This is a genomic window from Clostridium sp. AF12-41 (genome assembly GCF_003461685.1).
Classification (GTDB): Bacteria; Bacillota; Clostridia; order Lachnospirales; family Lachnospiraceae; genus Otoolea; species Otoolea fessa.
In genome coordinates, this window is sequence record NZ_QTXO01000001.1 from 182,590 (window position 1) to 209,010 (window position 26,421).

At 49.8% G+C, this 26,421-nt stretch carries 23 protein-coding genes and 4 tRNA genes; 25 read left to right on the top strand and 2 right to left on the bottom strand.

Translation table 11 applies throughout. The features are described 5' to 3' along the window. The first annotated feature begins 7 nt into the window (after positions 1–7). The 12 genes from DWV73_RS00750 (at position 8) to DWV73_RS00805 (ending at position 12,098) form a co-directional block, all read left to right on the top strand. Positions 8–1,282 carry an ArgE/DapE family deacylase gene (locus DWV73_RS00750; protein ID WP_117795130.1) on the top strand — a complete coding sequence of 425 codons (1,275 nt, stop codon included), beginning with the start codon at positions 8–10 and terminating at the stop codon, positions 1,280–1,282. 17 nt (positions 1,283–1,299) lie between these two features. Beyond that, positions 1,300–2,046, top strand: coding sequence for a glutamine amidotransferase (locus tag DWV73_RS00755; protein WP_107001564.1), 747 nt, complete (start codon positions 1,300–1,302; stop codon positions 2,044–2,046). 25 nt (positions 2,047–2,071) lie between these two features. Next, on the top strand, positions 2,072–3,217 hold the full coding sequence (locus tag DWV73_RS00760; RefSeq protein ID WP_107001563.1) for a M20 family metallopeptidase: 1,146 nt from the start codon (positions 2,072–2,074) through the stop codon (positions 3,215–3,217). Beyond that, positions 3,214–4,239 carry a LacI family DNA-binding transcriptional regulator gene (locus DWV73_RS00765; protein WP_117795132.1) on the top strand — a complete coding sequence of 342 codons (1,026 nt, stop codon included), beginning with the start codon at positions 3,214–3,216 and terminating at the stop codon, positions 4,237–4,239. The genes DWV73_RS00760 and DWV73_RS00765 overlap by 4 nt, the downstream gene beginning before the upstream one ends. 60 nt (positions 4,240–4,299) lie before the next feature. Further along, complete coding sequence (locus DWV73_RS00770) at positions 4,300–5,196, top strand: ribokinase (RefSeq protein ID WP_107001561.1); 897 nt, start codon at positions 4,300–4,302, stop codon at positions 5,194–5,196. A 169-nt stretch (positions 5,197–5,365) separates the two neighbouring features. Next, complete coding sequence (locus DWV73_RS00775) at positions 5,366–6,736, top strand: sodium-dependent transporter (protein ID WP_107001560.1); 1,371 nt, start codon at positions 5,366–5,368, stop codon at positions 6,734–6,736. Positions 6,737–7,111: 375 nt separating this feature from the next. Next, on the top strand, positions 7,112–8,437 hold the full coding sequence (rsxC, locus tag DWV73_RS00780) for an electron transport complex subunit RsxC (protein ID WP_117795135.1): 1,326 nt from the start codon (positions 7,112–7,114) through the stop codon (positions 8,435–8,437). A 13-nt stretch (positions 8,438–8,450) separates the two neighbouring features. Next, the gene (locus DWV73_RS00785; protein ID WP_107001558.1) at positions 8,451–9,392 is read left to right on the top strand and encodes an RnfABCDGE type electron transport complex subunit D; all 942 of its coding nucleotides are present in this window, start codon (positions 8,451–8,453) and stop codon (positions 9,390–9,392) included. Further along, on the top strand, positions 9,392–10,000 hold the full coding sequence (locus tag DWV73_RS00790; RefSeq protein WP_022359777.1) for an RnfABCDGE type electron transport complex subunit G: 609 nt from the start codon (positions 9,392–9,394) through the stop codon (positions 9,998–10,000). Before DWV73_RS00785 ends, DWV73_RS00790 begins: the two co-directional genes overlap by 1 nt. A 14-nt stretch (positions 10,001–10,014) precedes the next feature. Continuing rightward, positions 10,015–10,716: an electron transport complex subunit E gene (locus DWV73_RS00795; RefSeq protein WP_022359778.1), complete on the top strand. Its 702-nt coding sequence runs from the start codon at positions 10,015–10,017 to the stop codon at positions 10,714–10,716. Beyond that, positions 10,716–11,291 (top strand): RnfABCDGE type electron transport complex subunit A, encoded by a 576-nt coding sequence (locus DWV73_RS00800; protein ID WP_107001556.1) that lies wholly within the window; start codon positions 10,716–10,718, stop codon positions 11,289–11,291. The genes DWV73_RS00795 and DWV73_RS00800 overlap by 1 nt, the downstream gene beginning before the upstream one ends. 15 nt (positions 11,292–11,306) lie before the next feature. Beyond that, positions 11,307–12,098 (top strand): RnfABCDGE type electron transport complex subunit B, encoded by a 792-nt coding sequence (locus tag DWV73_RS00805; RefSeq protein WP_022359780.1) that lies wholly within the window; start codon positions 11,307–11,309, stop codon positions 12,096–12,098. Between the two features lie 139 nt (positions 12,099–12,237). Here DWV73_RS00805 and DWV73_RS00810 read toward each other — a convergent pair whose 3' ends face one another. After that, a complete protein-coding gene (locus DWV73_RS00810) occupies positions 12,238–12,681 on the bottom strand; it encodes a hypothetical protein (RefSeq protein WP_117795137.1) in 444 nt (147 codons plus the stop codon). A gap of 293 nt (positions 12,682–12,974) precedes the next feature. On the opposite strand from DWV73_RS00810, the gene DWV73_RS00815 reads away from it, so the two are divergent. Beyond that, positions 12,975–13,196 carry a peptidase M50 gene (locus tag DWV73_RS00815; RefSeq protein WP_107001555.1) on the top strand — a complete coding sequence of 74 codons (222 nt, stop codon included), beginning with the start codon at positions 12,975–12,977 and terminating at the stop codon, positions 13,194–13,196. 56 nt (positions 13,197–13,252) lie between these two features. Beyond that, a complete protein-coding gene (locus DWV73_RS00820; RefSeq protein ID WP_117795139.1) occupies positions 13,253–13,864 on the top strand; it encodes a class I SAM-dependent methyltransferase in 612 nt (203 codons plus the stop codon). Between the two features lie 373 nt (positions 13,865–14,237). Here DWV73_RS00820 and ychF read toward each other — a convergent pair whose 3' ends face one another. Then, positions 14,238–15,335 (bottom strand): redox-regulated ATPase YchF, encoded by a 1,098-nt coding sequence (ychF, locus tag DWV73_RS00825; protein ID WP_117795141.1) that lies wholly within the window; start codon positions 15,333–15,335, stop codon positions 14,238–14,240. Between the two features lie 592 nt (positions 15,336–15,927). On the opposite strand from ychF, the gene DWV73_RS00830 reads away from it, so the two are divergent. The 11 genes from DWV73_RS00830 to DWV73_RS00880 all read left to right on the top strand — a co-directional run bounded on the left by DWV73_RS00830 (position 15,928) and on the right by DWV73_RS00880 (position 26,409). Further along, positions 15,928–16,011, top strand: a tRNA-Leu gene (locus tag DWV73_RS00830). Between the two features lie 4 nt (positions 16,012–16,015). Continuing rightward, positions 16,016–16,099, top strand: a tRNA-Leu gene (locus DWV73_RS00835). A 166-nt stretch (positions 16,100–16,265) separates the two neighbouring features. Then, positions 16,266–16,349: transfer RNA gene (locus tag DWV73_RS00840), tRNA-Leu, on the top strand. Positions 16,350–16,353: 4 nt separating this feature from the next. Next, positions 16,354–16,437 (top strand) — tRNA-Leu (locus DWV73_RS00845). Between the two features lie 99 nt (positions 16,438–16,536). Then, the gene (locus DWV73_RS00850) at positions 16,537–18,294 is read left to right on the top strand and encodes a S8 family peptidase (protein WP_117795143.1); all 1,758 of its coding nucleotides are present in this window, start codon (positions 16,537–16,539) and stop codon (positions 18,292–18,294) included. Positions 18,295–18,552: 258 nt separating this feature from the next. Next, a complete protein-coding gene (locus DWV73_RS00855; RefSeq protein ID WP_022359691.1) occupies positions 18,553–20,235 on the top strand; it encodes a carbon starvation protein A in 1,683 nt (560 codons plus the stop codon). A gap of 324 nt (positions 20,236–20,559) precedes the next feature. Continuing rightward, on the top strand, positions 20,560–21,567 hold the full coding sequence (locus DWV73_RS00860) for a deoxyguanosinetriphosphate triphosphohydrolase (protein ID WP_117795145.1): 1,008 nt from the start codon (positions 20,560–20,562) through the stop codon (positions 21,565–21,567). Between the two features lie 10 nt (positions 21,568–21,577). Next, positions 21,578–23,491 (top strand): DNA primase, encoded by a 1,914-nt coding sequence (gene dnaG / locus DWV73_RS00865; RefSeq protein ID WP_117795147.1) that lies wholly within the window; start codon positions 21,578–21,580, stop codon positions 23,489–23,491. 204 nt (positions 23,492–23,695) lie between these two features. After that, positions 23,696–24,811, top strand: coding sequence for an RNA polymerase sigma factor RpoD (rpoD, locus tag DWV73_RS00870; RefSeq protein ID WP_022359694.1), 1,116 nt, complete (start codon positions 23,696–23,698; stop codon positions 24,809–24,811). Between the two features lie 43 nt (positions 24,812–24,854). After that, positions 24,855–25,622, top strand: a complete 768-nt coding sequence (locus DWV73_RS00875) for a class I SAM-dependent methyltransferase (RefSeq protein ID WP_117795149.1) — start codon at positions 24,855–24,857, stop codon at positions 25,620–25,622. Beyond that, positions 25,609–26,409 carry a Nif3-like dinuclear metal center hexameric protein gene (locus tag DWV73_RS00880; RefSeq protein ID WP_117795151.1) on the top strand — a complete coding sequence of 267 codons (801 nt, stop codon included), beginning with the start codon at positions 25,609–25,611 and terminating at the stop codon, positions 26,407–26,409. The genes DWV73_RS00875 and DWV73_RS00880 overlap by 14 nt, the downstream gene beginning before the upstream one ends. Positions 26,410–26,421: the final 12 nt, after the last annotated feature.

Genomic DNA, 26,421 nt, shown 5'->3' on the forward strand with positions numbered 1-26,421 from the left:
GATATAGATGAGAGACCTGAAAGAAGTTTTAGAGCAGAACAAAGAGAAATATATCGAAGAACTCAAGAATCTGGTGGGAATTGATACCCATGACTTAGGGCACGGAATCGATGGTGGTCTGGAGAAACAGGGACAGGAGTATATGGTAAACCTGTTTGAATCGATGGGAGCCGACGAGATCACGGTGGATCCGATGGATGAGGCTGTGATTCAGGAAAGCTACAAAAAGCACCAGGAAGGAAACCTGGGGCACAACCAGACCGACCGTGCCAATGTCTATGCGACATTTAAAGGAAAACAGGGCGGAAAAAGCCTGTTATTTAACGGTCATATTGACGTTATGCCGGCGGAGATGGAAGACGGCTGGACGAACCCGCCGTTTGAGCCGGTAATTCGGGATGGCAAGATGTACGGACGCGGCTGCACGGATATGAAGGGCGGTCTGATGGCATCGGTGATGGCGGTAAAGCTTTTGCAGGATGCCGGGTATGAGCTGCCGGGCGATGTGACAATTACCTCCGTGTGTGACGAGGAAGGCGGAGGCAATGGCTCGATCCAGGCGGTAATGCGCGGTCTGAAAGCCGACGGCGTTGTCAACTGCGAGCCGACCGACGATACCCTGATTCTGGCGCATATGGGCTGGGTATTCTTTAAGGTTGATTTTGAAGGAAAAGCGTGCCATTCCGGTGCAAAAGCCGAGGGCGTCAGCGCGATCGAGAAGGCGATCAAAGTAATTCAGGGGTTAAATGAGATGGAGCACCGCTGGCTTCTGACGATCCGCCACCGCCTGCTTCCGCCGCCGAGCTTAAATATCGGCGTGATCGAGGGTGGAACCGCCGGTTCTACCGTGCCGGGCGAGTGCAGTTTTTCTACCTGCGTCCACTATGTTCCTACCCTGATGAATCAGGATATGGTTGTAAAGGAATTTACAGAGGTCGTTGAGCGGATCAGCCGTTCCGACGCGTGGATGGAGGCACATCCGCCGAAGATTTCCATTTACCAGACCGGACACGGGTTTGAGATGGAGGAGGATCATCCGCTGGTAGACACCTTTAAGGAGGCGTACAGTGAGGCACTTTCGCGCAACGTGAAGGTGGAAGGATCCCATTTTGGCTGTGATTCCCGCCTGTGGCGCAACATTGCCGGATGCCCGACGATCCAGTACGGACCGGGTGAGGGCGCACAGTGCCATACCGTGGATGAGTGGCTGAAGCTCGATTCCTATCTGGAAGCGATTCTGGTGTATGCGAAACTGATTTTGGCGTGGGGAAAAAATAAATGAGAAAAGGAGATATGATCATGAGCAAGAAAGTATTACTGGCAGGCGAGTCCTGGATGAGCTATACCACCCATGTAAAGGGCTTTGACGCGTTTTATACCTCTACCTATGAGACAGGAGAGAAATGGCTGAAAGCTGCATTGGAGGCAGGCGGCTACGAAGTAACCTTCCTTCCAAACCATCTGGCAAATGAAGAATTTCCATTTACAATGGAAGAACTGAAACAGTATGATCTGGTAATTCTGTCCGATATCGGAGCGAACACCCTGCTTCTGCCGGGTGCTACGTTTAACCGCAGTGAGAAAATGCCGAACCGCTGCAATCTGATCCGCGACTATGTCAACGATGGCGGCGCTCTTCTGATGGTCGGCGGCTATCTGACCTTCTCCGGCGTGGATGCAAAGGGCAAATGGCATGACACAGCCGTACAGGAGGTTCTTCCAGTTGAGGTTCTGACGGTCGATGATCGTATGGAACACTGCGAGGGTGTAAAACCGGTAACCGTGGGCGAGCATGAAGCTTTAAAGGGCATTCCGACCGACTGGCCGGAGGTTCTCGGTTACAATAAGGTAATCGCAAAACCGGAGGCAGAGGTTCCGGTTACTGTAGAGGGCGATCCGTTTATCGCGTTTGCTTCTTATGGAAAAGGGCGCAGCGGTGTTGTCACAACCGACTGTGCACCGCACTGGGCACCGCCGGAATTCTGCGAGTGGGAATACTACAATAAATTGTGGCAGAATATCGCAGACTGGCTGATTCAGAAATAAGATAGCAGGAAAAAGGAGAGCGCGTATGGACGGAGCGGTGAAACTTTTAAAAGAGCTTCTGACCATTCGGAGTGTCAATGGACGGGATGACGAGGGAGCAGTGGCAGAATATTTGTGCAAGTATTTCGAACAATCGGGAATTTCTGCACATATACAGCGGATTGACGCGACACATGCCAATGTGCTGGCGGAGCTTGAGGGGGAGTCGGATGACGCTCCGATCTTCTGGAACGGGCATCTGGACACGGTTCCTTACGGAGATACCGGAGAATGGAAGACTGACCCGGCGGTTCCGGTGGAACGGGACGGTTTTCTCTATGGCCGCGGTGCCAGCGATATGAAGAGTGGGCTTGCCGCGATGGTGTACGCGCTCTGTGAATATAAAAAATCCGGTCGTCCGGTGCCGCGTACGATCCATTTCCTCGGAACCTGTGATGAGGAAAAGGGCGGCATCGGCGCCAGGGAGATCTTAAAGGAAGTCCCGGAGACGTCGATTGGAACGCTTCTGATAGGAGAACCGACGGGATGCAGGCTGGGCGTGGCGCAGAAAGGCTGCCTGTGGCTGGAGATAGAAGCACACGGAAAGACGAGCCACGGGGCATATCCGCATGAGGGCTGCAATGCCGTGGAACAGGCGATGGCGCTGACAGGTGAGATTGAAACATATGTGAAAAGCTTCACACACCCGGTTCTCGGCGCATCGACCGCGCAGGTAACGCAGATTTCCGGCGGCGTGGCGCCAAATATGACGCCGGACACCTGCCGGATTCTCATGGATATCCGTATGACACCAGGACTGACAAGCCAGATGGTAGTCGGTCAGGCGGAGGCGTTTGCGGCGGCGCGTTCCGTTACATCGGAAGAAAAATTCCGCGTCAGCTGCCGGATTGTCAATGACCGGCGGGCGATCGAGATTGGAGAATCCCATCCGCTTGTGAAACAGCTCTCGAAGGAACTGGAGAAAAAAGGGCTTCCGGTGGAGACGACTGGGATTAATTTCTTTACAGATGCTTCGATCCTGGTGGAACACAAGCTGGATGCAGCCGTTCTCTTATTTGGTCCGGGCGAGGCAGGTATGGCGCATAAGCCAAATGAGCGGGTCGAGATAGAAAAATATCAGAAATCCATTCAGGTTCTCATGGATCTGATCGCATCGGAGGTGGATGAGTGAGGGCAACCATCAAGGATATTGCCGCTGAGACTGGTTTTTCCGTGACGACAATCTCACTGGTTCTCAATGGAAAAGGATATAAGATCTCGGATGAGACAAAGAATCAGATCCTAGCGAAGGCGCGGGAACTGAATTATCGTCCGAACCAGCTCGCGGTCAGTCTGGTAAAGCGGCAGAGCAAGACCATAGGATTTATCGTCCCGGATATTTCCAATGTATATTTTGCCAATATGGCGCGCGCGATCGATGAGGCGTGCCGCGAAAATGGTTGGAGTGTGATTCTCTGCAACACGAATGATAATTATGACCGGGATCGCGAGTATATCGATCTTCTGGCGGATAAAGGCGCGGACGGCATTGTGTTTATCATGGCTAAAGATAATACGCGGGAGATGGCGGCGGAGGAGATTGATTATCTGGAATCGATCCACATACCCTATGTGGTAGTTGACCGGATCCCGGAGCTTCGGAATTGTCCGGCGGTCGGTACCGACCATGAGATCGGCGGTTATCTGGCGGCGCGCCATCTGTTAAGTCTTGGACACCGGCGGATTGCCTGCGTCGTGGGACCGCATGCGACCCAGATGGATTCGGAGGCGCGTTACCATGGCTACTGCCGGGCGATGGAGGAGGCGGGAATTCCGGTGGATGAACGTCTCGTCTGTGTCGGCGAGTATACGCAGGAGGGCGGCGCGGCGGCAGTCGAACAGCTCATTTCACAGGATTTTACGGCGATTTTCGCCTGCAACGATGCTTCAGCGTATGGCGTATGCAGAAAACTCAAGGAATATAGAAAGAAAGTGCCGGAAGATGTTTCGGTCGTCGGATACGATGACGTTTTCTATGCCCGGATGCTGGAGGTGCCGCTGACAACGATACGGCAGCAGGTACGGGAGATGGGAAGAGAGGCGGTAAGGCTGCTTCTGAAACAGATACGGGAACATAAAAGACCGGAGAGCAAGGTGATCTTTGCGCCGGAACTGGTAGTACGGGAGAGTACGGCGCGAATACAGCCGTCTTAAGCGATACATCAAAGATGCCGGCGGCAGATTTTGAAGGAATTGGTCAAGGAGGGGAGCAGAGTGAAGGTATTGAATTTTGGTTCACTGAATATTGATTATACGTATCAGGTGGATCATTTTGTAAGAGCGGGAGAGACGATGTCCTCCGAGTCGCTGCAGGTATTCAGCGGCGGCAAAGGGCTGAATCAGTCGATCGCGCTGAGCAAGGCGGGCGCAGACGTATGGCACGCCGGAGCTGTCGGAGCCGGGGATGGAGATTTCCTTATCGAGCAGATGAAGAAGGCGGGCGTCCACACGGAGTTGATCGAGCATCTCGACGGGCAGACAGGACACGCGATCATCCAGAAAGATCCGGCAGGGCAGAACTGCATTCTGCTGTATGGCGGTGCCAACCAGCGGATCACGAGGGAAATGGTGGATCGCGTCCTGACACAGTTTGAGGCGGACGATTTCCTGATTTTACAGAATGAGATCAGCGAGATCGGCTATATCATGGAGAAAGCCCATGAAAAAGGCATGAAGATCGTTCTGAATCCGTCCCCGATGAATGCGAAGATCCTGTCCTATCCGCTGGAATATGTGGATTACTTCTTATTAAATGAGGTGGAGGCGTCGGATATCTGCGGCATTGAGGCAACCAAAGATCCGCAGGCGCTGATGAACGGACTGGTAAAACAGTTCCCGGAGGCGAAGATTGTCCTGACACTCGGCGGCGATGGTTCCGTGTACCGCGATGGTGACACAGTCCTTCGTCAGGGAATCTATAAAGTGCCGGTTGTGGACACGACGGCGGCAGGCGATACATTTACCGGTTATTTTATCGGCGGTTTACAGCTCGGTGAAGACCCGAAGACGGCGCTGGAACATGCGGCAAAAGCGGCAGCGATCGCCGTTTCCCGCCCAGGAGCAGCTCCGTCGGTGCCGAACCGGGAGGAAGTCGAGACGTTTGAAGGATAAAAAGCACCTGAAAACTTGTCTTTTAAAACAGAATATAGTAAAATACCATTTGGTGGCGTTTCCGAAATTCGGGCTGGTACCGGGATTTGCGGAGGCGCCTCTTTTTTGCGCCCGTCTGACTCTTGTCAGTGTGGGCCTGTAGAAATAAAAAAGGAGAAGGTAAGTAGAAATGGGAAGAGAACGTTTTTCCTCTCGGCTGGGATTTATCCTGATTTCCGCGGGCTGTGCGATCGGTCTGGGAAATGTGTGGAGATTCCCGTACATCGTCGGTCAGTATGGCGGCGCGGCGTTTGTACTGATTTATGCGGCATTTCTGGTGCTTTTAGGTCTTCCGATCATCGTTATGGAATACTCGGTCGGCAGAGCGAGCCAGAAGAGTGCGGCGCTTTCATTTGATGTGCTGGAGCCAAAGGGTACTAAGTGGCATTTTGAAAAATGGTTCGCGATGGCGGGCAACTATGTCCTGATGATGTTTTATACGACGGTAGCCGGATGGCTTCTGCTGTATGTGTTCAAGATGGCGAAAGGCGATTTCGTGGGTCTGGATGCGGACGGTGTAGCCGGGGAATTTGGCTCTGTACTGGCAAATCCGGGACTGATGACGGTATTTATGCTGCTCTGTGTCGTATTCTGTTTTTCCATCTGTGCGATGGGACTCCAGAACGGCGTTGAGAAGATCACAAAGATGATGATGGTCTGCCTGTTATTCCTGATGGTTGTGCTGGCAATCAATTCGGTGCGGATGGAAGGCGGACGTCCGGGACTTGAATTTTACTTAAAGCCGGATTTTGGCAAGATTCAGGAGGTTGGTGTCGGCAAGGTCGTATTTGCGGCGCTGGGACAGTCGTTCTTCACGTTGAGTATCGGTATCGGTGCGATGGCGATTTTTGGAAGTTATATCGATAAAGAGCGCAGCCTGACCGGCGAGGCGATCAATGTACTGGTCCTTGACACGCTGGTAGCGTTTATGGCGGGACTTATCATTTTCCCGGCGTGTGCGGCTTACGGTATCGAGGCAGGACAGGGACCAAGCCTGATCTTCATCACGCTGCCGAATGTATTTAACCACATGGCAGGCGGACGTTTCTGGGGCACGCTGTTCTTTGTCTTTATGACCTTTGCGGCGGCATCAACGGTCACAGCGGTATTCCAGAATATCGTATCCTTTGCAACGGATCTGACTGGCTGTTCGATCAAAAAGGCAGTCTGCGTCAATCTGGTGGTGATTGCGGTCCTGTCGCTTCCGTGCGTGCTGGGTTTCAATCTCTGGAGTGGTTTCATGCCGTTCGGAGAGGGCAGCAACGTGTTGGATCTCGAGGATTTCATCGTCAGCAACAACCTGCTTCCACTCGGAAGTCTCGTTTACCTGATGTTCTGTACCAGCCGGTATGGATGGGGATTTGAGAATTTTCTCAAGGAGGCAAATGAGGGAAAAGGCGTGAAGTTCCCGCGCCAGGTGCGAGCGTATGTGACATATGTCATTCCACTGATTGTGCTGTTTATTTTTGTGCAGGGGTACTGGAGTAAGTTTTTCCAGTAGACTGTGCAGCTCTTTAGGTAACGAGAAAAAAGGAAAGTCCGGCAGAGGCAAACTCCGCCGGACTTTCCTTTTTTCGCCAAGGCTATTGACATAGTATTTAAGGGAAAGTTTTACGGGATTTTTACACAGTTTTGTTGATTCTGTATAAACAAAAGCTATATTATAACCATTTGTATTAATTTTTATACAGAGTGAAGGGGGCAGAAGATTCATTTTTCAATTGTGAATTTTTTTTACCTGTGTTATACTATACGCGGTAGATTCTAGCTCCTACGCCCGATAATATTTTCACAATTTCGGCAGAAAAGGCATCTGACGGGAGGTGAATGGGTGGAGGATGAAGGAAAATTTAGTAAGAGAAAGAGGGTTTAATTGATGGGTTTGGCTACATTTATAGGCGGCATTCATCCATATGAGGGTAAAGAACTGTCTGAGGATAAGCCGATCAAGGTTCTCGAACCGTTACAGGGCGAGATCATGGTTTATCCGCTGTCCCAGCACATTGGCGCACCTGCGAAACCACTGGTAGCGAAGGGCGATCACGTGCTGAAAGGCCAGATCATTGCAGAGGCAGGCGGATTTATTTCCGCAAACGTACTCAGTTCTGTTTCCGGTACGGTAAAGGGAATCGAGTCCAAGCTGGTTGCCAATGGTGCAATGGTTCAGTCAATCCTGGTGGAGAATGACGGTGAAGAAGAGGCGATTGAGGGCTTCGGAACAGACAGAGATGCAACAAAGCTGTCGAAAGAAGAGATCCGTAAGATCGTTAAGGATGCCGGTATCGTCGGCCTGGGCGGCGCTGGTTTCCCGACACATGTAAAGCTTACTCCGAAAGATGAGAACGCAATTGATTACGTTATCGTCAACGGTGCAGAGTGCGAGCCGTACTTAACCAGTGACTATCGTACCATGATGGAGCGTCCGGAGCAGATTATCGGCGGCCTGAAGGTTATGCTTCAGCTGTTTGACAATGCGAAGGGTGTTATCGGTATCGAGAACAACAAGCCGGAGGCTATCAAGAAGCTGACGGAGATGGTAAAGGACGAGCCGAGAATCGAAGTATGTCCGCTGCTTACCAAGTACCCGCAGGGTGGTGAGCGTACACTTATCTATGCGGTGACCGGACGTGAGATCAACTCCACGATGCTGCCGGCAGATGCAGGCTGTATCGTAGACAATATTGATACCGTTGCTTCTATTTATAATGCAGTATGCAAGACAACTCCGCTGATCCGCAAGATCATTACGGTAACCGGTGATGCCATTGCAGAGCCGCAGAACTTTGAGGTACGCCTTGGTACCAACTATCAGAGACTGGTAGAGGCAGCAGGCGGCTTTAAACAGGAACCGGAGAAGATGATTTCCGGTGGTCCTATGATGGGACAGGCTCTTTTCAGCCTTGACTTCCCGGTAGCGAAGACTTCATCTGCTCTGACCACCTTTACCAAGGATCAGGTAGCAGCGATGGAGCCGTCAGCATGTATCCGCTGCGGACGCTGCGTAGGCGTTTGTCCGGAGCATCTTGTACCTCCGCTGATGATGAAGGCATCTACGGCTCACGACCTTGAGAAATTCCAGAGCTTAAACGGCATGGAATGCGTTGAGTGCGGATGCTGTGCATATGCTTGTCCGGCAAGACGGCCGCTGACCCAGGCATTCAAAGAGATGCGTAAGGCAGTAGCAGCCAGCCGCAGAAAGTAGGAGGTGGGAAGAAATGGAAAAATTATTAAAAGTATCGTCATCACCTCACGTTCGTGACGGAGTTACGACACAGCGCCTGATGTTTGACGTTGTGATCGCCATGATTCCTGCCAGTGTTTATGGTGTATGGCAGTTCGGCATGAATGCACTTCTGGTTCTGATCGCTACCGTGATCGCCAGTGTGGCAGCCGAGTATCTTTATGAGAAATTAATGCACAAGCCGATTACGATTTCGGACGGCAGTGCAGTTGTTACCGGCATGATTCTTGCACTGAATATGCCGCCGGAAATCCCGGTTTGGATCCCGGTTCTTGGTGCATTCTTTGCAATCATCGTTGTAAAACAGCTTTACGGTGGTCTGGGACAGAACTTCATGAACCCGGCACTGGCAGCCAGATGTTTCCTTCTGACTTCCTTCGCTCTGTTTATGAATAACTTCTCATCCGCAAAGCTTGGATTTGACAGTCTGACAGGTGCAACTCCGCTGGCACAGTTAAGAGCCGGTGAGACAGTGGATCTGGCATCCCTGGTAATCGGACGTATCCCGGGAACTATCGGTGAGGTATCTGTAATTGCCCTGCTGATTGGTGCGATTTACATGGTAGTCCGCAAAGTTATCAGCCCGGTTATTCCGCTGATTTACATTGGAACCGTATTTGTATTTACATTCCTGTTTGGCGGATTCAACCTGACCTATTCTCTCAGTGAGATCTGTGCAGGTGGTCTTATCTTCGGTGCATTCTTTATGGCAACCGATTATGTAACGAGTCCTCTGACTCCGAAGGGACAGATCGTATACGGACTGATCCTCGGAATCGTAACCGGAATCTTCCGTCTCTGGGGTGCTTCTCCGGAGGGCGTTTCCTATGCGATCATCTTCAGCAACCTGCTGGTTCCGCTGATTGAGCGCTATACGCTTCCGACAGCATTTGGAAAAGGAGGTCAGAAGAAATAATGAACCAGATTATCAAAAATACAATCATCCTTTTCGTTATTACTCTGGTAGCTGGTATCTGTCTGGGAACAGTACATGATATTACGCTGGATCCGATTGCACAGGCACAGGAGGCAGCAGCTACTAAAACTTATCAGGAAGTTTACCCGGATGCGGCAAGCTTTGATGAACCGCAGGAGCTGGCTGACGCAGTAACTGCTGCAGCGGACAGCATCTCTGAGTGGGGATTTGGAAAAGTTACCATCAATGATGCAAAAGAAGCGCTGGATGCAAGCGGCAACCAGATCGGTTACCTGATTACCTCTACCTCCGCAGAGAGCTACGGCGGCAACGTGCAGATCGCAGTTGGTATCACCAACGAGGGCGAGCTGACCGGTATCGGTTTCTTAAGCATCAGCGATACGCCAGGTCTTGGTATGAGAGCCAAAGAACCGGATTTCAAGGATCAGTTTATCGGCAAGAAAGCTGAGAACCTGGAAGTTACAAAGACAGGCGCGTCTGCAGATAATCAGATTGAAGCCATCAGTGGTGCAACGATCACTTCCAAGGCAGTCACCAACGCGACAGATGCAGCTATCTATTTCGTGGCTAACTGCCTGGCACAGTAGGAGGTGGAAAGATTATGAATAAATATGTAGAGCGCTTATATAACGGTATCTGGAAAGAAAACCCGATTTTCGTTCAGATGCTGGGTCTGTGTCCGACCCTGGCGGTAACCACTTCCGCCATCAACGGTGTCGGCATGGGACTTTCGACAACCGCCGTACTGATTGCGGCGAACTTTCTGATTGCATTGCTTCGTAAGATCATTCCGGACGGCGTACGTCTGCCGGCAGAGATCGTAGTCGTAGCATCCTTCGTAACCATCGTAGATATGTTGATGGAAGGTTTCGTTCCAAGCTTATATGCTTCCCTGGGACTTTACATTCCGCTGATCGTAGTTAACTGTATCATCCTTGGCCGTGCCGAGGCATATGCTATGAAGAACGGTCCGATCCTGTCTGCATTTGACGGTATCGGTATGGGACTTGGATTTACAGTTGCTCTGGCACTCATCGGTTCTTTCCGTGAGCTTCTGGGTGCAGGTACTATCTTTGGTATCCAGATTATGCCGGCTTCCTATCAGCCGATCTCAATCTTCATCCTGGCGCCGGGTGCATTCTTCGTACTGGCTTGCCTGACTGCTCTTCAGAATCGTCTGAAGATGCCGTGTGCAACAAACGGTTCCGTAAAAGAGAAGAAGAAGGGTGGCTGCTGCAGCGGCGACTGCTTAAGCTGTGCTGGTCATGATGCAGAAGTTAAGAAGGAACAGGAGGAGAAGTGATGAAAGAATTACTTATTATTGCGATAAGCTCGGCGCTGGTCAGCAACGTCGTACTGAGCCAGTTCCTCGGTATCTGCTCCTTCGTCGGCGTATCCAAAAAAGTTGAAACAGCAGCTGGTATGGGTGGTGCGGTTATTTTCGTTATTACCATCGCATCCATCGTTGCAAACCTGATTTATCAGTTCGTTCTGGCACCGCTTGGTATCGATTACCTGAAAACCATCGTTTTCATTCTCGTTATCGCAGCACTGGTTCAGATCGTTGAGATGTTCTTAAAGAAGTGCATGGTTTCCCTGTATAACGCGCTGGGTGTATTCCTTCCGCTGATTACAACAAACTGTGCCGTTCTTGGTGTTGCCCTGACAAACGTCCAGAACGGATATGGATTTTTACAGAGCGTGGTAAATGGTGTTGGTACAGCCGTTGGTTATACCATCTCCATCGTGCTTCTGGCAGGTATCCGTGAGCACATCGAGGGAAATGATATCCCGTATAACTTCCAGGGATCTCCTATCGTACTTGTAACGGCTGGTCTGATGGCGATTGCATTTCTCGGATTTTCCGGATTACTGTAGAAGGAGGAGACGAAAATGGATATGAATTCAATCATTATCGCTGCTGTCGTGATCGCGGCAGTCGGCATCATCGTTGGTGTCGGTCTGGGTCTGTTCGGCGCGAAATTTAAAGTTGAAGTAGATGAAAAAGAGGCAGCTGTTCGTGAAGAGCTGCCAGGCAACAACTGCGGTGGCTGTGGTTACCCGGGCTGTGATGGTCTTGCAAAGGCCATCGCAGAGGGCAAAGCTCCGGTTAATGCCTGCCCGGTCGGCGGTGCTCCGGTTGGCGAGAAGATCGCTGCTATCATGGGCGTAGAGGCTGGTTCCTCTGAGAAGAAGGTAGCTTTCGTTAAATGTAAAGGTACCTGCGACAAGACAAAAGTACAATACGAGTACCATGGTATCGAGGACTGTGCGAAGGCATCCGTTGTACCGGGTGGCGGTGCAAAGGCATGTTCTTACGGCTGTACCGGTTTCGGAACCTGTGTGAAGGCATGTAAATTCGATGCAATCCACGTGGTAGACGGCGTAGCGGTTGTAGACAAAGAGAAGTGTGTAGCGTGTGGTGCCTGCGTGGCAGCCTGCCCGAAACACCTGATCGACCTGGTACCGTACAAGGCAAAACATCTGGTACAGTGCAGCTCCCACGATCGTGGACCGGCTGTCAAGGCAGCCTGCCAGGTTGGCTGTATCGGCTGTACGCTGTGTACCAAGCAGTGTAAGTTTGACGCAATCCATATGGATAACAACGTAGCTGTTATCGATTATGAGAAGTGCGTAAACTGCGGAGCTTGTGCAGCGAAGTGCCCGGTTAAGGTTATTCAGTAAATAACGTAAATGAATACGCGTGACTGTGAAGGTACTGAACAGTCACGAATACGGAAGTAAAACGTCCGGTTGAACCGTTTGGAAAGACGGTTCAGCCGGACGTTTTGATTAGAAGAAGCTATATGGAGTGATATGAAACTTAAAGGATCGCTTTCGCCAGTGCGGTATGTATCACATTTAAGAGTGCCTGTGAGGTATACTGGCTGCCGCTTTCAAAGGAGAGATTTTCAAGCGACTGCGTGCTCACGATCTGCTCCGAGAGATGCGAAGCGGAAGGAGAGAGCAGCGGGTACATAGTTTCGATGGAATCACTTAAAGGACGGCAGGTAACAGAGGTGATTTGGGTGGAATCAACCGTGACTTCGACATTGACTGCCTGGCTGCCAAGTGTCAGGGTAGAACTGTACATGCCTGGCAGATAGTGGATACCAGCCGCAGCAGGGGCAGAAGCACTCTGTGTCTTCCTTCCAGGACGGAACATGATGAGGAGAAGCGCGATGAGAAGAAGCCCCAGCCCGATAAAGATAGCAGTATAAATAATCTCTTTCATGCGGAGTACGACAATTTTTGTTTTTGAACTCATAAGAAAGCTCCGGAATTCGTTTAGTACAGTGTATGAGACGGTTTGAGGGAAAATGAAAGAATATGATTTGTTATAAAAATAAAAGTCCCTATTTACATTTGTGTGTCTGATGTATCAACAGTATAATGATACATTTCACGAATTGCGTATGCAATTAGAAAATCAAGTAGTCCAAATTCCATAAAATGAAATTTTAGGGCAAATTACAGACATTAGCTTGGCTGTAGTATTTTTAAACAACATGTGTTAGACTACTGTTATACTAATCGGTATTTAACGAGGAGGTAATGATTATGAGTAGAAATATAAAAGGTGGTTTTTTAACATTAAGTGGTGTTGTTGGTATTGTGGGAATGATAATAGTGGCAATGCAAAATCCAGCAACTGAATGGGTAACGCCACCTGGAAGAATGATTGTAAGTATTTTAGAAAATGGATTATTGATTCCTACGGTTTTATTCCTTGTTCTTTTTATTTATGGATTGTATATTCTCCTAACGGAGAAAAACGATTGAGCAATACCGGTTTGTCGAATTAAGAAAACCGGTATTTGTGGAGGAGGAATTCTGTAATGAAATTTTTTGAAAATACCCGTAAGCCACAAGGCTTCGGCGGAAAATTGATGACGAAGATGATGAACAGCGGTCACGCCAAATTATCGCAATGGGGATTCTCAAATATCTCCGCGAAGTCTGATGCTGAAGTTCTGGACGTCGGCTGTGGCGGCGGAGCAAATATTGCGGTCTGGCTTGATAGATGTGGAAATGGCCACGTGACAGGAATGGATTATTCTGAGGTTAGTGTGGCAGAATCTCAAAAATTGAACGCCCTCGCCATTAAACAAGGGAAATGTAATGTAGTTCAAGGAGATGTATCTGCTATACCCTTTTCTGACGCGACTTTTGATTATGTTTCTGCCTTCGAAACAGTTTACTTTTGGCCAGGATTAGTAAAATGCTTTTCCGAGATCAACCGTGTGCTGAAAAGCGAAGGCATATTCCTGATTTGTAACGAGAGTGACGGAACGAATGCCGCAGATGAAAAATGGACAAAGATGATCAATGGTATGAAGATTTACACATCTAAACAACTTGTTGCCGCTTTGAAAGAAGCGGGTTTTACAGAGATCAAAACGTATTCAAATGCAAAAAATCATTGGATAAGTATTGTTGCAACGAAATAGCCAAATTCCAGTTTGTCAATTACAGGTGACATTGAAAGAGTCAGCCCATTCAAGGTGCTGGCTCTTTCAAAAATTCAAATCTAATAAATTGCACGACAACTTAGAGTAAAAATGAATACCCATTAGCCAGAAATGAATAGAAAATGAATAAAAGAGTGGTGTTTCGTATAATTATGAGTTAGTATGCATCAGACACACTTTTGTAAAAAGGGAGAAATAAAAAGAGCTGCCATCCGTTGATATGCTTTGATAGGATCCCCCATGTTTTCGTACGGTCAGCGCAGTAAATGTGCAGACCCAAACAGTTACCCCAAATCTACGAAAAGGGAATCTGATCAGCGGATGGCAGCTTCTGAGATTTTATGACACGATATTAAACATTGAAGCGGAAGAGTACGACATCGCCGTCCTTCACCACGTAGTCCTTGCCCTCCATGCGTACCAACCCTTTTTCTCTGGCTGCATTGTAGGAACCGCAGTCTAAGAGATCCTGATAGTTGACTACCTCAGCTTTGATGAAGCCGCGCTCAAAATCGGAGTGGATTTTTCCAGCTGCCTGCGGTGCTTTGGTGCCGACTTTGATGGTCCATGCACGGGTCTCGGTTTCACCGGCAGTCAGGTAGCTGATAAGACCAAGAATGCGGTAGCTGGCTGCAATCAGTTTTTCAAGACCGGATTCAGTCAGACCGAGATCTTCGAGGAACATTTTCTTCTCATCTTCATCTAACTCAGCGATCTCCTGCTCAATCTGGGCGCAGATAACAAATACCTCGCTGTCGTTCTCAGCTGCAAATTCGCGAACCTGTTTTACATATTCATTGGAAGCACCGTCATCTGCCAGATCATCCTCGGATACGTTGGCAGCGAAGATAACCGGTTTCCAGGTTAAGAGATCCAGCGTATTGATGAACGCGAGTTCATCCTCATCCTCCGGCTCAAAGCTTTTTGCCAGTTTGCCATCTTCCAGGTGAGCATACAGTTTCTTTAAAGTTTCCAGTTCTTTGGCCAGAGCCTTATTTCCCATGGCACTCTTGGTCGTCTTGGCGATACGGCGTTCCAGAACCTCCATATCGGAGAAGATAAGCTCCAGGTTGATGGTTTCGATATCGCGGAGCGGATTGACGCTGCCGTCTACATGGATAACATTTGGATCCTCAAAGCAACGGACAACGTGTACGATCGCGTCTACCTCACGGATATTGGCAAGGAACTGGTTTCCAAGACCTTCGCCCTTGGAAGCGCCCTTTACCAGACCAGCGATATCAACGAACTCGATTACAGCCGGAGTGATTTTGGCAGAATTATAAAGAGCTGCTAACTGACCCAGACGCGGATCCGGAACCGGTACGACACCGACGTTCGGATCGATGGTACAGAACGGGTAATTGGCAGACTCAGCGCCAGCCTTGGTCAGAGAATTAAACAGTGTACTTTTGCCTACGTTTGGCAGACCTACGATTCCTAATTTCATTTTATGATTTACCTATCCGAAAACCCTTTGCTTATCAGGATTTCCGCCTTTCTTTCGGTTTCTTATTGCGCCTTTTTACGCCCTTTTTGTAATCTTTCTTAATTTTAATGAAAGAAATCAATGCAACTATGTATTATAGCAGAAAGACAGCGCTTTTTCAATCTCAAAGGAGACATTTTGTGGCTATAGGAATGCAGAAATGGTTACTGTTCACAGGTAGGCACTTTTGGAACCGAAAGTGCCGTAAGAAAACGTGGTGGTAGCAGGAATTTGCCGTATTTAAATGCGAAGCCACGGCAAATTCCGTTACTGGACACGTATGCGTGAGCAGTAACTGCAGAAATGTGTAATGGTTGTCTATTTTCCTGTTTAAGAAGTAAGAAAGGATTTTTTAAGGGAGCTGCGGAGTGGTAGGATAGGGCTGAAATACATGATTTTGCAGTAGAAAGAAACTATAAAAATATAGGAATAATTAGAACAAATAAAAAAAAATAAAAAAAACAAAAAAATGCTTGCATTCGCGGAGCGCCTGTGCTATACTAAGCTTCGTCAGTGAGTGACTCACTCGACAGGCAAAAATAAAAAGCAGTAAGCGGGAGTGCTGGAATTGGCAGACAGGCAAGACTAAGGATCTTGTGGGTGTATGCTCGTGTGGGTTCAAGTCCCATCTCCCGCAGTAAGCAGAAGTGGCGGAATTGGCAGACGCGCACGGTTCAGGTCCGTGTGATGGCAACATCATGAGGGTTCAAGTCCCTTCTTCTGCATGACTGATAGCCCGGTACAGAGATGTGCCGGGTTTTTGCTATACTCTGATTCAATAAATTCAGATATAAATTTGCGGAAAACAGGCTTGCAATTCAAATGAAATTGTGCTATACTACTCTTTGTCGGTGAGAAAATCATCGGACAGAGAAAATTGAAAAACAGTAAGCGGGAGTGCTGGAATTGGCAGACAGGCAAGACTAAGGATCTTGTGGGTGTATGCTCGTGTGGGTTCAAGTCCCATCTCCCGCAGTAAGCAGAAGTGGCGGAATTGGCAGACGCGCACGGTTCAGGTCCGTGTGATGGCAACATCATGAGGGTTCAAGTCCCTTCTTCTGCATGATCGATAGCCCGGTACAGAGATGTACCGGGTTTTGTTTTGTTAAAAAAATAGATAGAATATGATGCTGGGATTTGCCATATAAGCATAAACTGTAAAATGAGTGAATTAGTGAATGGCAAGAGCCAGAAAAAAGAAAACCTTTTAAACTTATCTTTGGATGCGACAGAAGCGGAACGGGAAAAGTCCCCGGCACTTCAGATGGGATACGACCAGAATACGAAACGCTGGGAATTAATCATTCAATATAATGGAACTGTGGAAAAGTTGCAGGAACAGCTGCCGCAGGCGGAAATTTATCCACTTTCCGGCGGCTACGCGATTGTGCGGCTCCCTGAATCGCAGGTGGATGATCTGGCAGGATTATCACAGGTTGAGTATATAGAAAAGCCGAAGCGTCTTTATTTTGAGGTGAACCGGGCGATTCGGGATACCTGTATTGCGCCGGTGCAGAGCGGAAATCAAGTCTCTCAAAACGTGTATGGCAGAGATGCTGATTTAAGTGGTCGAGGCACATTGACTGCCATCATCGACTCCGGAATCGATTATTTCCATCCGGACTTTCGAAACGCAGATGGAACGACGCGCATCGCCGCACTTTGGGATCAGGAGCAGAACCGGATTTATACGCGGGAGGAGCTCAACCGGGCATTGGAGGCGGGCAGCCGGGAACGCGCTTACGAGATCGTCCAGTCGCGGGATGTGAGTGGGCACGGGACGGCAGTTGCGGCGATTGCAGCCGGAAATGGCTGGGAGGGCGGCGGACACTACCGGGGAGTAGCCTGGGAGAGTGAACTTCTGGTCGTGAAGCTTGGAACGCCGCTTGCGGATTCATTTCCCAGGACAACAGAGCTGATGCGGGCGTTGGACTATGTGGTGGGAATCGCACAGGAATGGCGGATGCCGGTGGCGGTGAATCTGAGCTTTGGAAATACATATGGTTCGCATGACGGAACCAGCCTGCTGGAGACGTATCTAAATTCGATGGCAGAGCGGGGGCGGACTTCCATCATCGTGGGAACCGGAAATGAAGGATACAGCATGGGACACCGGGCGGGATTTCTGCAGATGGGACGTCCGGTGGAGATAGAGCTTGCAGTGGGGGAATATCAGACGGGCTTCGGTGTGCAGCTATGGAAATTGTATCAGGACCGGTTTTCAGTAGAAATTTTCAGCCCGGGCGGCAGCAGCGCCGGGCTGATCCGGGAATCATTGGGAGCACAGCGGCTTTCCTATGAGACGGAAGAGATTCTTCTATATTATGGGATGCCGAGTCCATACAGTCAGGCGCAGGAGATTTATCTGGATTTGATTCCAAAAAGAAGCTACATTCAAGACGGGCTCTGGAAAATCCGTCTGATTCCAGAAGAAATACGGGATGGTCAGTATGATCTGTGGCTGCCAGCGGGCATGGCACTGAACAGGGAAACACGTTTTTTGGCGGCATCACCGGACACGACGCTGACAATCCCATCGACCGCCAGCCGGGCGATCTCGGTGGGGGCGTACGATGACGCCACGCAGGCGTATGCAGATTTTTCTGGTCGTGGATTTGCAAGATTGGGGCATCCGATCAAACCAGAGCTGGCGGCACCTGGTGTAAATATCATCACCGCCCGCGCAGGCGGCGGATATGAGGCGGTGACAGGAACTTCCTTTGCCGCTCCATTTGTGACCGGATCGGCGGCTCTGATGATGCAATGGGGGATTGTAAATGGGAACGATCCCTATCTGTATGGGGAGAAGCTGAAAGCATATCTCATCCGCGGGGCGCGGAGTCTGCCGGGGGAGACGGTATATCCGAATGAGCGGGTGGGGTATGGGGCATTGTGTCTGGAGCGAAGTTTCCCGTTGTAAAAACAATAGGAAGTGCAAGGTGCACAAAAAACAACAAATGAAATTGTAAATTATATTTAAAGTGTTAATTGAATTTTCTGCTCAAAAGAGTATAATTTATATGGTATAAAATGCAATGAGTATGGCAATAAAAGAACGGGAATACAGAGAGTTACTGGATGGAGCAGGAAAACTGTTTGGATAGAAAATCCGCCTTTGTTATCCGACTGGATAGCAGAGGCGTTTTTTTATAAATAAACAAAGGAAAGAGGTTTAACTATGAGTGGAGTAATGATGATGATAATCGCCATCGTTGTTCTGGGAGGAGCATACCTCCTGTACGGGCGTTATCTCCAGAATAAGTGGGGCATCGATCCGAATGCCAAAACTCCGGCATATGAGATGGAGGACGGTGTCGATTATGTACCGGCTGATACAAACGTTGTGTTTGGTCATCAATTCGCGTCGATCGCCGGTGCGGGTCCGATCAATGGTCCGATCCAGGCGGCAATTTTTGGCTGGCTTCCGGTCCTGCTTTGGATTTTAATCGGCGGCGTATTTTTCGGCGCCGTTCAGGATTTTGCATCCATGTATGCGTCTGTCAAAAATAAGGGACGAACAATCGGATACATCATCGAAGAGTACATTGGAAAATTAGGAAAGAAATTATTCCTTTTATTCTGCTGGCTGTTCTGTATTCTGGTTGTTGCAGCGTTTGCAGACGTTGTAGCGGGAACATTTAAGGGATTTACGGTCGATGAGGCAGGTGCTGTCACAAAGATAGCGGCAAATGGAGCCGTTGCAACTACTTCTATGTTATTTATCATCGAGGCAGTTGCACTTGGATATTTCCTCAAATATACCAAATTCAACAAATGGATCAACACAGCCGTCGCTATTTTATTACTGGTGGCAGCGATCGCACTGGGACTGAATTTCCCGGTCTATGTCGATCTTGGAACCTGGCATATTATTATCTTTGTGTACATTCTGATTGCCAGTGTCGCTCCGGTATGGGCGCTGCTTCAGCCGCGTGATTATCTGAACAGCTATCTGCTGATCTTTATGATCGTCGGTGCAGTTATCGGTGTATTTGTGGCTAATCCGGCATGTAATTTGAAACCGTTTACAAGCTTTAATGTAAATGGACAGTATATGTTCCCGATTTTATTTGTAACGATTGCCTGTGGCGCAGTTTCCGGTTTCCATTCTCTGGTATCTTCCGGTACTGCATCTAAACAGATCAAAAATGAAAAGAACATGCTTCCGGTTTCGTTTGGCGCAATGCTGATGGAGAGTATGCTTGCTATCATCGCACTGATTGCAGTTGCTTCCTTTGCAGATGGCGAGGCAGCAGCACAGGGACTTACCACCCAGCCGCAGATTTTTGCAGGCGCGATCGCAAACTTTCTTTCCGTAGTTGGTCTGCCGCATTCGCTTGTGTTTACATTAATCAACCTGGCGGTATCTGCATTTGCACTGACTTCCCTGGATTCGGTTGCCCGGGTAGGACGTTTGTCGTTCCAGGAATTTTTCATGGATTCGGACACAGACGAGGAAAATATGAGCCCGTTTGTAAAAGTAGTAACCAATAAATATTTTGCAACCATCATCACACTGGTACTCGCATACCTGCTTACCAAGGTCGGCTATGCAGAGATCTGGCCGTTATTCGGTTCTGCAAACCAGTTGTTATCGGTACTTGCTCTTGTAGCTTGTGCAGTATTCTTAAAGAAAACCAAGCGTCAGGGCTGGATGCTCTGGGTGCCGATGCTGTTCATGATGGCAGTTACCTTTACTGCACTGAGCATGACCATCATAAAGCTCACAAACGCATTTATGACGACCGGTCTGGATCTGGGAAATACACTGCAGCTTGTATTTGCAGTGCTGCTGTTAATCCTGGGTGTATTAGTAGCAATTCAGGGTATCAAGAAACTGCTTGAAAAAGCGGATAAGTAAAAATAATAAGTGAAAATAAAATGTAGATGAGGTCCATCGGGGACAGCCGTTACGTTTTGTATGTGTGATAGTAAAGAGAGGATGTCTGTATTCAAAAGAACAGATGTCTTCTCTTTTTCATTCTAAGCCCCTTTGTTCAATAGATGGAAATAAGTAGTCATAATTCCCCTTCTTTCCACATAAAATAAAAAAAGAAAATAGAAAAAGATCAAAAATCCATGGAAAACCTCTGTCCCAAATTACAAAAATATGATATTATTATAAGATAATGGGCGAACTTTCGAATTTATTCCGTAAATTATTCTGAATAAAGGTGGGATCTGGATGAATATCAGAGAAACGATCGAAAAATGGGAACAGGAAACCCTGAGTCCGTATGCGTCGCTGAGTGCGAATACACGGGGACGGGAGCGGAAAGAACCGCTCTGCGACATCCGGCCAGAGTATCAGCGCGATCGCGACCGTATTCTGCACAGCAAATCGTTCCGGCGTCTGAAACAGAAAACGCAGGTTTTTCTGGCGCCGGAGGGCGACCATTACCGGACGCGCCTGACGCACACGCTGGAAGTATCGCAGATAGCGCGCACGATCGCGAAAGCGCTGCGGCTGAATGAGTCTCTGGCGGAGGCGATCGCGCTGGGGCACGATCTGGGACATACGCCGTTTGGTCATTCGGGGGAGGCGGTGCTCAACCGGCTCTGCAGCGAGGGGTTCGCGCATTATCAGCAGAGTGTCCGCATTGTGGAGGTGCTGGAGCAGAAGGGGCAGGGGCTGAACCTGACCTGGGAGGTTCGCAACGGGATCCTGAACCACCGGACGAGCGGTCATCCGGCGACGCTGGAAGGGAATGTTGTGCGGCTTTCAGATAAAATTGCCTACATAAACCATGATATAGATGATGCGATCCGGGGAAAGATCATGAAGGAAGAGGATTTGCCGCGGGAGTACACGGACATTCTGGGAAACAGTGTGCATGAGCGGCTGAATATCATGATCCACGACATCATCGAGCACAGCCAGGACAAGCCGGAGGTGGCGATGTCACCGGAACGCGAGGAGGCGATGCACGGGTTGCGCCGCTGGATGTTTGACCATGTCTACCATGACGGGATTGCGAAAGCGGAGGAAGGGCGCGCACAGCAGATGATCGAGATGCTGTATGGATATTATATGGCGCATCCGGAGGAACTTCCGGAAGAATCCCACCGGATTATGGAGATAAGAAATGAGACGAAAGAGCGCGCGGTATGCGATTATATCGCGGGTATGACAGATATTTACGCGATTGACCGGTTTAAGGAATTGTTTATTCCGAAAGCCTGGAGCGTATAAGGAGGAAGAAATGTATTATCCGGAAGAGGTAATCGAGGAAGTCAGAATGCGTAGCGACATTGTGGATGTGATTTCCGGATACGTGAAGCTGCAGAAGAAGGGAAGCAACCTGTTTGGACTCTGCCCGTTTCATCATGAGAAATCGCCATCCTTTTCGGTGTCGCCGTCCAAGCAGATGTACCACTGCTTTGGCTGCGGTGTCAGCGGCAATGTGATTACGTTTGTGATGGAATATGAAAATTATTCATTCCGCGAGGCGGTTGAGATGCTGGCGGACCGTTCGGGCGTGAAACTGCCGAAGATGGAATATTCTAAAGAGGCAAAGGCGAAGGCGGACCGCAAGGCGGCGCTTCTGGAGATCAATAAGCTGGCAGCCAATTATTTTTATTACCAGCTCAAGCAGCCGCAGGGAAAGATAGGATATGATTATCTGGTAAAGCGGAAGCTGACGGATGAGACGATCCGGCGGTTCGGACTGGGATTTTCCAATAAAATCAGCGACGATCTGTATCGGTATCTGAAAAGCAAGGGCTATGAGGACGAGCTTTTAAAGGATACGGGGCTGGTAACGATTGAGGAGCGCGGCGCCAGGGACAAGTTCTGGAACCGTGTCATGTTTCCGATCATGGATGTCAACAGCCGGGTGATCGGGTTTGGCGGTCGTGTCCTCGGGGATGGAGAACCGAAATACTTAAATTCACCGGAGACGATGCTGTTTGACAAAAGCCGGAATCTATACGGACTTAATTACGCGCGTACTTCGAGAAAGAAATATATGATGCTCTGCGAGGGCTACATGGATGTGATTTCCATGCACCAGGCGGGTTATACGAACGCGGTCGCATCGCTGGGAACGGCGCTGACCGAGCAGCATGCGGCGCTTCTGAAGCGGTATACGGATCAGGTCATTCTGACCTACGACAGCGATGGCGCGGGCGTCAAAGCGGCGCTGCGGGCGATTCCGATCCTCAAGCGGGCAGGAATTTCAACCAAGGTATTGAATATGCGTCCGTATAAGGATCCAGATGAATTTATGAAAAACCTGGGAGCAGAGGAGTTTGAAAAGCGGATCGAGACGGCTAGAAACAGCTTTCTCTATGAGATCGATGTGCTGAAAGCCGGCTTTGATATGGAAGATCCGGAGCAGAAGACGGCATTTTACAATCAGACGGCGCGCAAGCTGCTTGAATTTGGCGAGGCGCTGGAGCGGGATAATTATATACAGGCGGTTTCGCGGGAATACTTTATCAATTATGAAGATCTGCGGCGGCTGGTCAACCAGCTCGGAAGCCGGTATGGCGTCGGGGAGACGGCAGCAGGCGGATATGCGGGTCGCTATGGTGATTCATATAGAACCGGAAATACGACTGGTGCGGTACAAAACAGGGAGGTAGGCGGAAGCGTCGGCAGTGCCGGGGCAATGGCGGAAAACCGCGGTGCTGGAAATGCAGAGTTTCCGGGAAATACGGGACCGGCGGTGAGACCGGTGGGCAGGAAGAAGGAGAAGGACGAGGGCATCCGCCGTTCAGAACGCCTGCTTCTTACATGGCTGATTGAAGAACCATCGCTGTATGCCCGGATCAAGGACATCATCGGACCGGAGGATTTTGTAAAACCACTTTATAAAGAAGCAGCAAAAGCTGTATTTGAGGGTCTGGAAGCTGGAAATGTCAATCCGGCGGCGATTTTGAACCGCTTTATCGACGACGAGGGCAATTATAAAGAAGTCGCGGCGCTTTTCAATGCAAGTCTGGAAGAATCCTTAAACAATGAGGAGGAGAAAAAGGCATTTGCGGAGACGGTGCGCCGGATCAAGAAGAACAGCCTCGACGATCAGATCCGGCGGGCGTCGGATTTGAATGAGCTGCAGCGGCTCATACGGGAACAGGCGGGATTGCCTTCGCTCGTAATTACGTTGGAGTGATTGCGGATTGGGAAAAATTGGGTTACTGTACACGGGTAGGCACTTTTGGAACCGAAAGTGCCGTAAGAAAACGTGGTGGCAGCAGGAATTTGCCGTATTGAAATGCGAAGCCACGGCAAATTCCGTTACTGGACACGTATGCGTGTTCAGTAACAAAATTGGAAATGGTCGGGCAGGTTCTGAGGATGGAAGGAAGGACGAACTATGGAAGAGAAAAAAGTTACATTTGAAGAAAAACTCACACAGCTTCTGGAATTGGCAAAAACAAAGAAAAATGTACTGGACAATAAAGAAATATTGAATTATTTCCATGGTGAGATACTGAGCCCGGAACAGCTCGATCAGATCTATGATTTTCTGGAAAATCATCATGTAGACGTTCTCCGGATGGATGACGATGAGGACATGGAGCCAGAACTTTTTGAAGACGGCGAGGAGGAGGAGCCGATCGACGTGGACAACCTGGATCTCAGCATCCCGGATGGCGTCAGCCTCGATGATCCAGTCCGGATGTATCTGAAAGAGATCGGAAAAGTGCCGCTGCTTTCCCCGGAAGAGGAAATTGAGCTGGCGAAGCGGATGGAGCTGGGAGATGAAAATGCCAGAAAACGTCTGGCGGAGGCGAATCTGCGCCTGGTTGTCAGCATTGCGAAGCGCTATGTCGGCAGAGGTATGCAGTTCCTTGACCTGATTCAGGAAGGAAATCTGGGTCTTATCAAGGCGGTTGAAAAATATGATTATTCAAAAGGATTTAAGTTCAGCACCTATGCAACCTGGTGGATCCGTCAGGCGATCACGCGCGCGATCGCGGATCAGGCGCGGACGATCCGGATTCCGGTTCACATGGTGGAGACGATCAACCGTCTGATCCGGACTTCCAGACAGCTTTTACAGGAACTTGGACGGGAACCTACCCCGGAGGAGATCGCGGAAAAGATGGAGATGCCGGTTGAGCGTGTGCGGGAGATCATGAAGATTTCACAGGATCCGGTTTCCTTGGAGACACCGATCGGCGAGGAGGAAGACAGTCATCTGGGCGATTTCATTCAGGACGATCATGTGCAGGTTCCGGTCGATGCGGCAACCTATACATTGCTGCATGAACAGCTCATGGAAGTGCTCGATACGCTGACCGAGCGGGAGCAGAAGGTGCTGCGTCTGCGCTTTGGCCTGGACGACGGCAGACCGCGCACGCTCGAAGAGGTAGGACGGCAGTTCAATGTCACCCGCGAGCGGATCCGCCAGATCGAGGCGAAAGCGCTGCGGAAGCTGCGCCATCCGAGCCGGAGCAAGAAATTGAAGGATTATCTGGATGAATGATCTGGAAAGAAGAAATAAAAAGTAGAACACAGGAGAATAAATCATGCGGACAGAAGTAAAACTCTCGAAGCGTCTGGAACGGATCGCTTCTTTTGTACAGCCGGGCAGCCGGGTAGCAGATATCGGCACCGATCACGGTTATGTGCCGATCTGGCTGGTGCAGAAGGGCGTGTGCCCGTCGGCATTGGCGATGGATGTGCGGAAAGGCCCGCTGGAGCGGGCGGAAGAACACGTGGAAGAGGTGGGGCTTTCCGGGAAAATTGAACTGCGACTGTCAGACGGACTGGCAAAATTGAAAGCAGGCGAGGCAGATACAGTTGTGATCGCCGGAATGGGCGGAAAACTGACCTGCCGGATTCTGGAACAGGGACGCCATGTGTGGGAGAATTGGAGCGAGGGAAAAGAACGCCTGATTCTGTCGCCACAGTCGGAGCAGGACGAAGTGCGTCATTTTCTGGAAGAACAGGGATTTTCGATTCTCCGGGAAGCGATGCTGACAGACGAGGGAAAATATTACATAGTGATAGAAGCGGCGCGAGGCACGATGCGGCCGGGGAGAGAGCAGGATTACCGTTTTGGAGCCGATTTGATCCGGAAGAAAGATCCGGTGCTGCTTGCGTATCTGGAGAAAGAAGAGAAGATGACGCGGCAGGTGCTGGCAGGGCTGACAGAAAATGATGCCCAGAACAAGAAGGAAACTTTAGAAGCCAGTGAAGCGGGAGAGACGGCGATCAGCCGCCGAGCAGCGCGCATCAACGAACTGACCGCCTATCTGGCGCTGATAGAGGAGACGAGACATGAAATGCAGTGAGATTATCAAGATCCTGGAAACACTTTCGCCGCGCAGCATGGCATGTGACTGGGACAATCCGGGGCTTTTAGCGGGGCGCAGCGGGAAGGAAGTGAAGACGATCTTTCTGGCGGTGGACGCCACCGATTCTGTGATTGAGCAGGCAGAGCAGGCGGGGGCGGATATGATTTTGACGCACCATCCGCTTATTTTCAAAGGAATCAAGCAGGTGTCCGATCAGAATTTCATCGGCAGAAGAGTCCTGCGGATGATTCAGGATGATATTTCCTACTATGCGATGCACACGAATTTCGACGCGGCGCCGGGCTGCATGGCAGATCTGGCGGCAAAGAAGCTGGGACTGACGGATTGTGAAGTTTTAGAGAAAATGGGAGAGACCGGAGACGGCACTTCCTACGGAATCGGATGCACTGGACGCTTCGAACAGCCGATGACGCTGCGGGCAGCTGCCGAGCAGGTCAAGGAGGCATTTGGCCTGCCGTATGCGGCGGTCTTCGGTGAGCTGGACGGTGAGGCAGTGATTCAGAAAGCGGCGGTCTGCCCGGGCGCAGGAGGAAGCACGATGGGAGAGGCACTGGCAGCCGGGGCGCAGGTTTATATCACAGGAGATATCAGCCACCATGAAGGAATCGACGCGGTTGCACAGGGCATGGCGGTCATCGACGCTGGACATTATGGAATTGAACACATTTTTACTGAGTTTATGGAGAAATATCTGATGGGGAAGCTGGGAGACGCCGTGAAGGTTGTGCGGGAGAAACCGGCGTTTCCAATCCAGATTGTTTAGGGAGGGGATTAC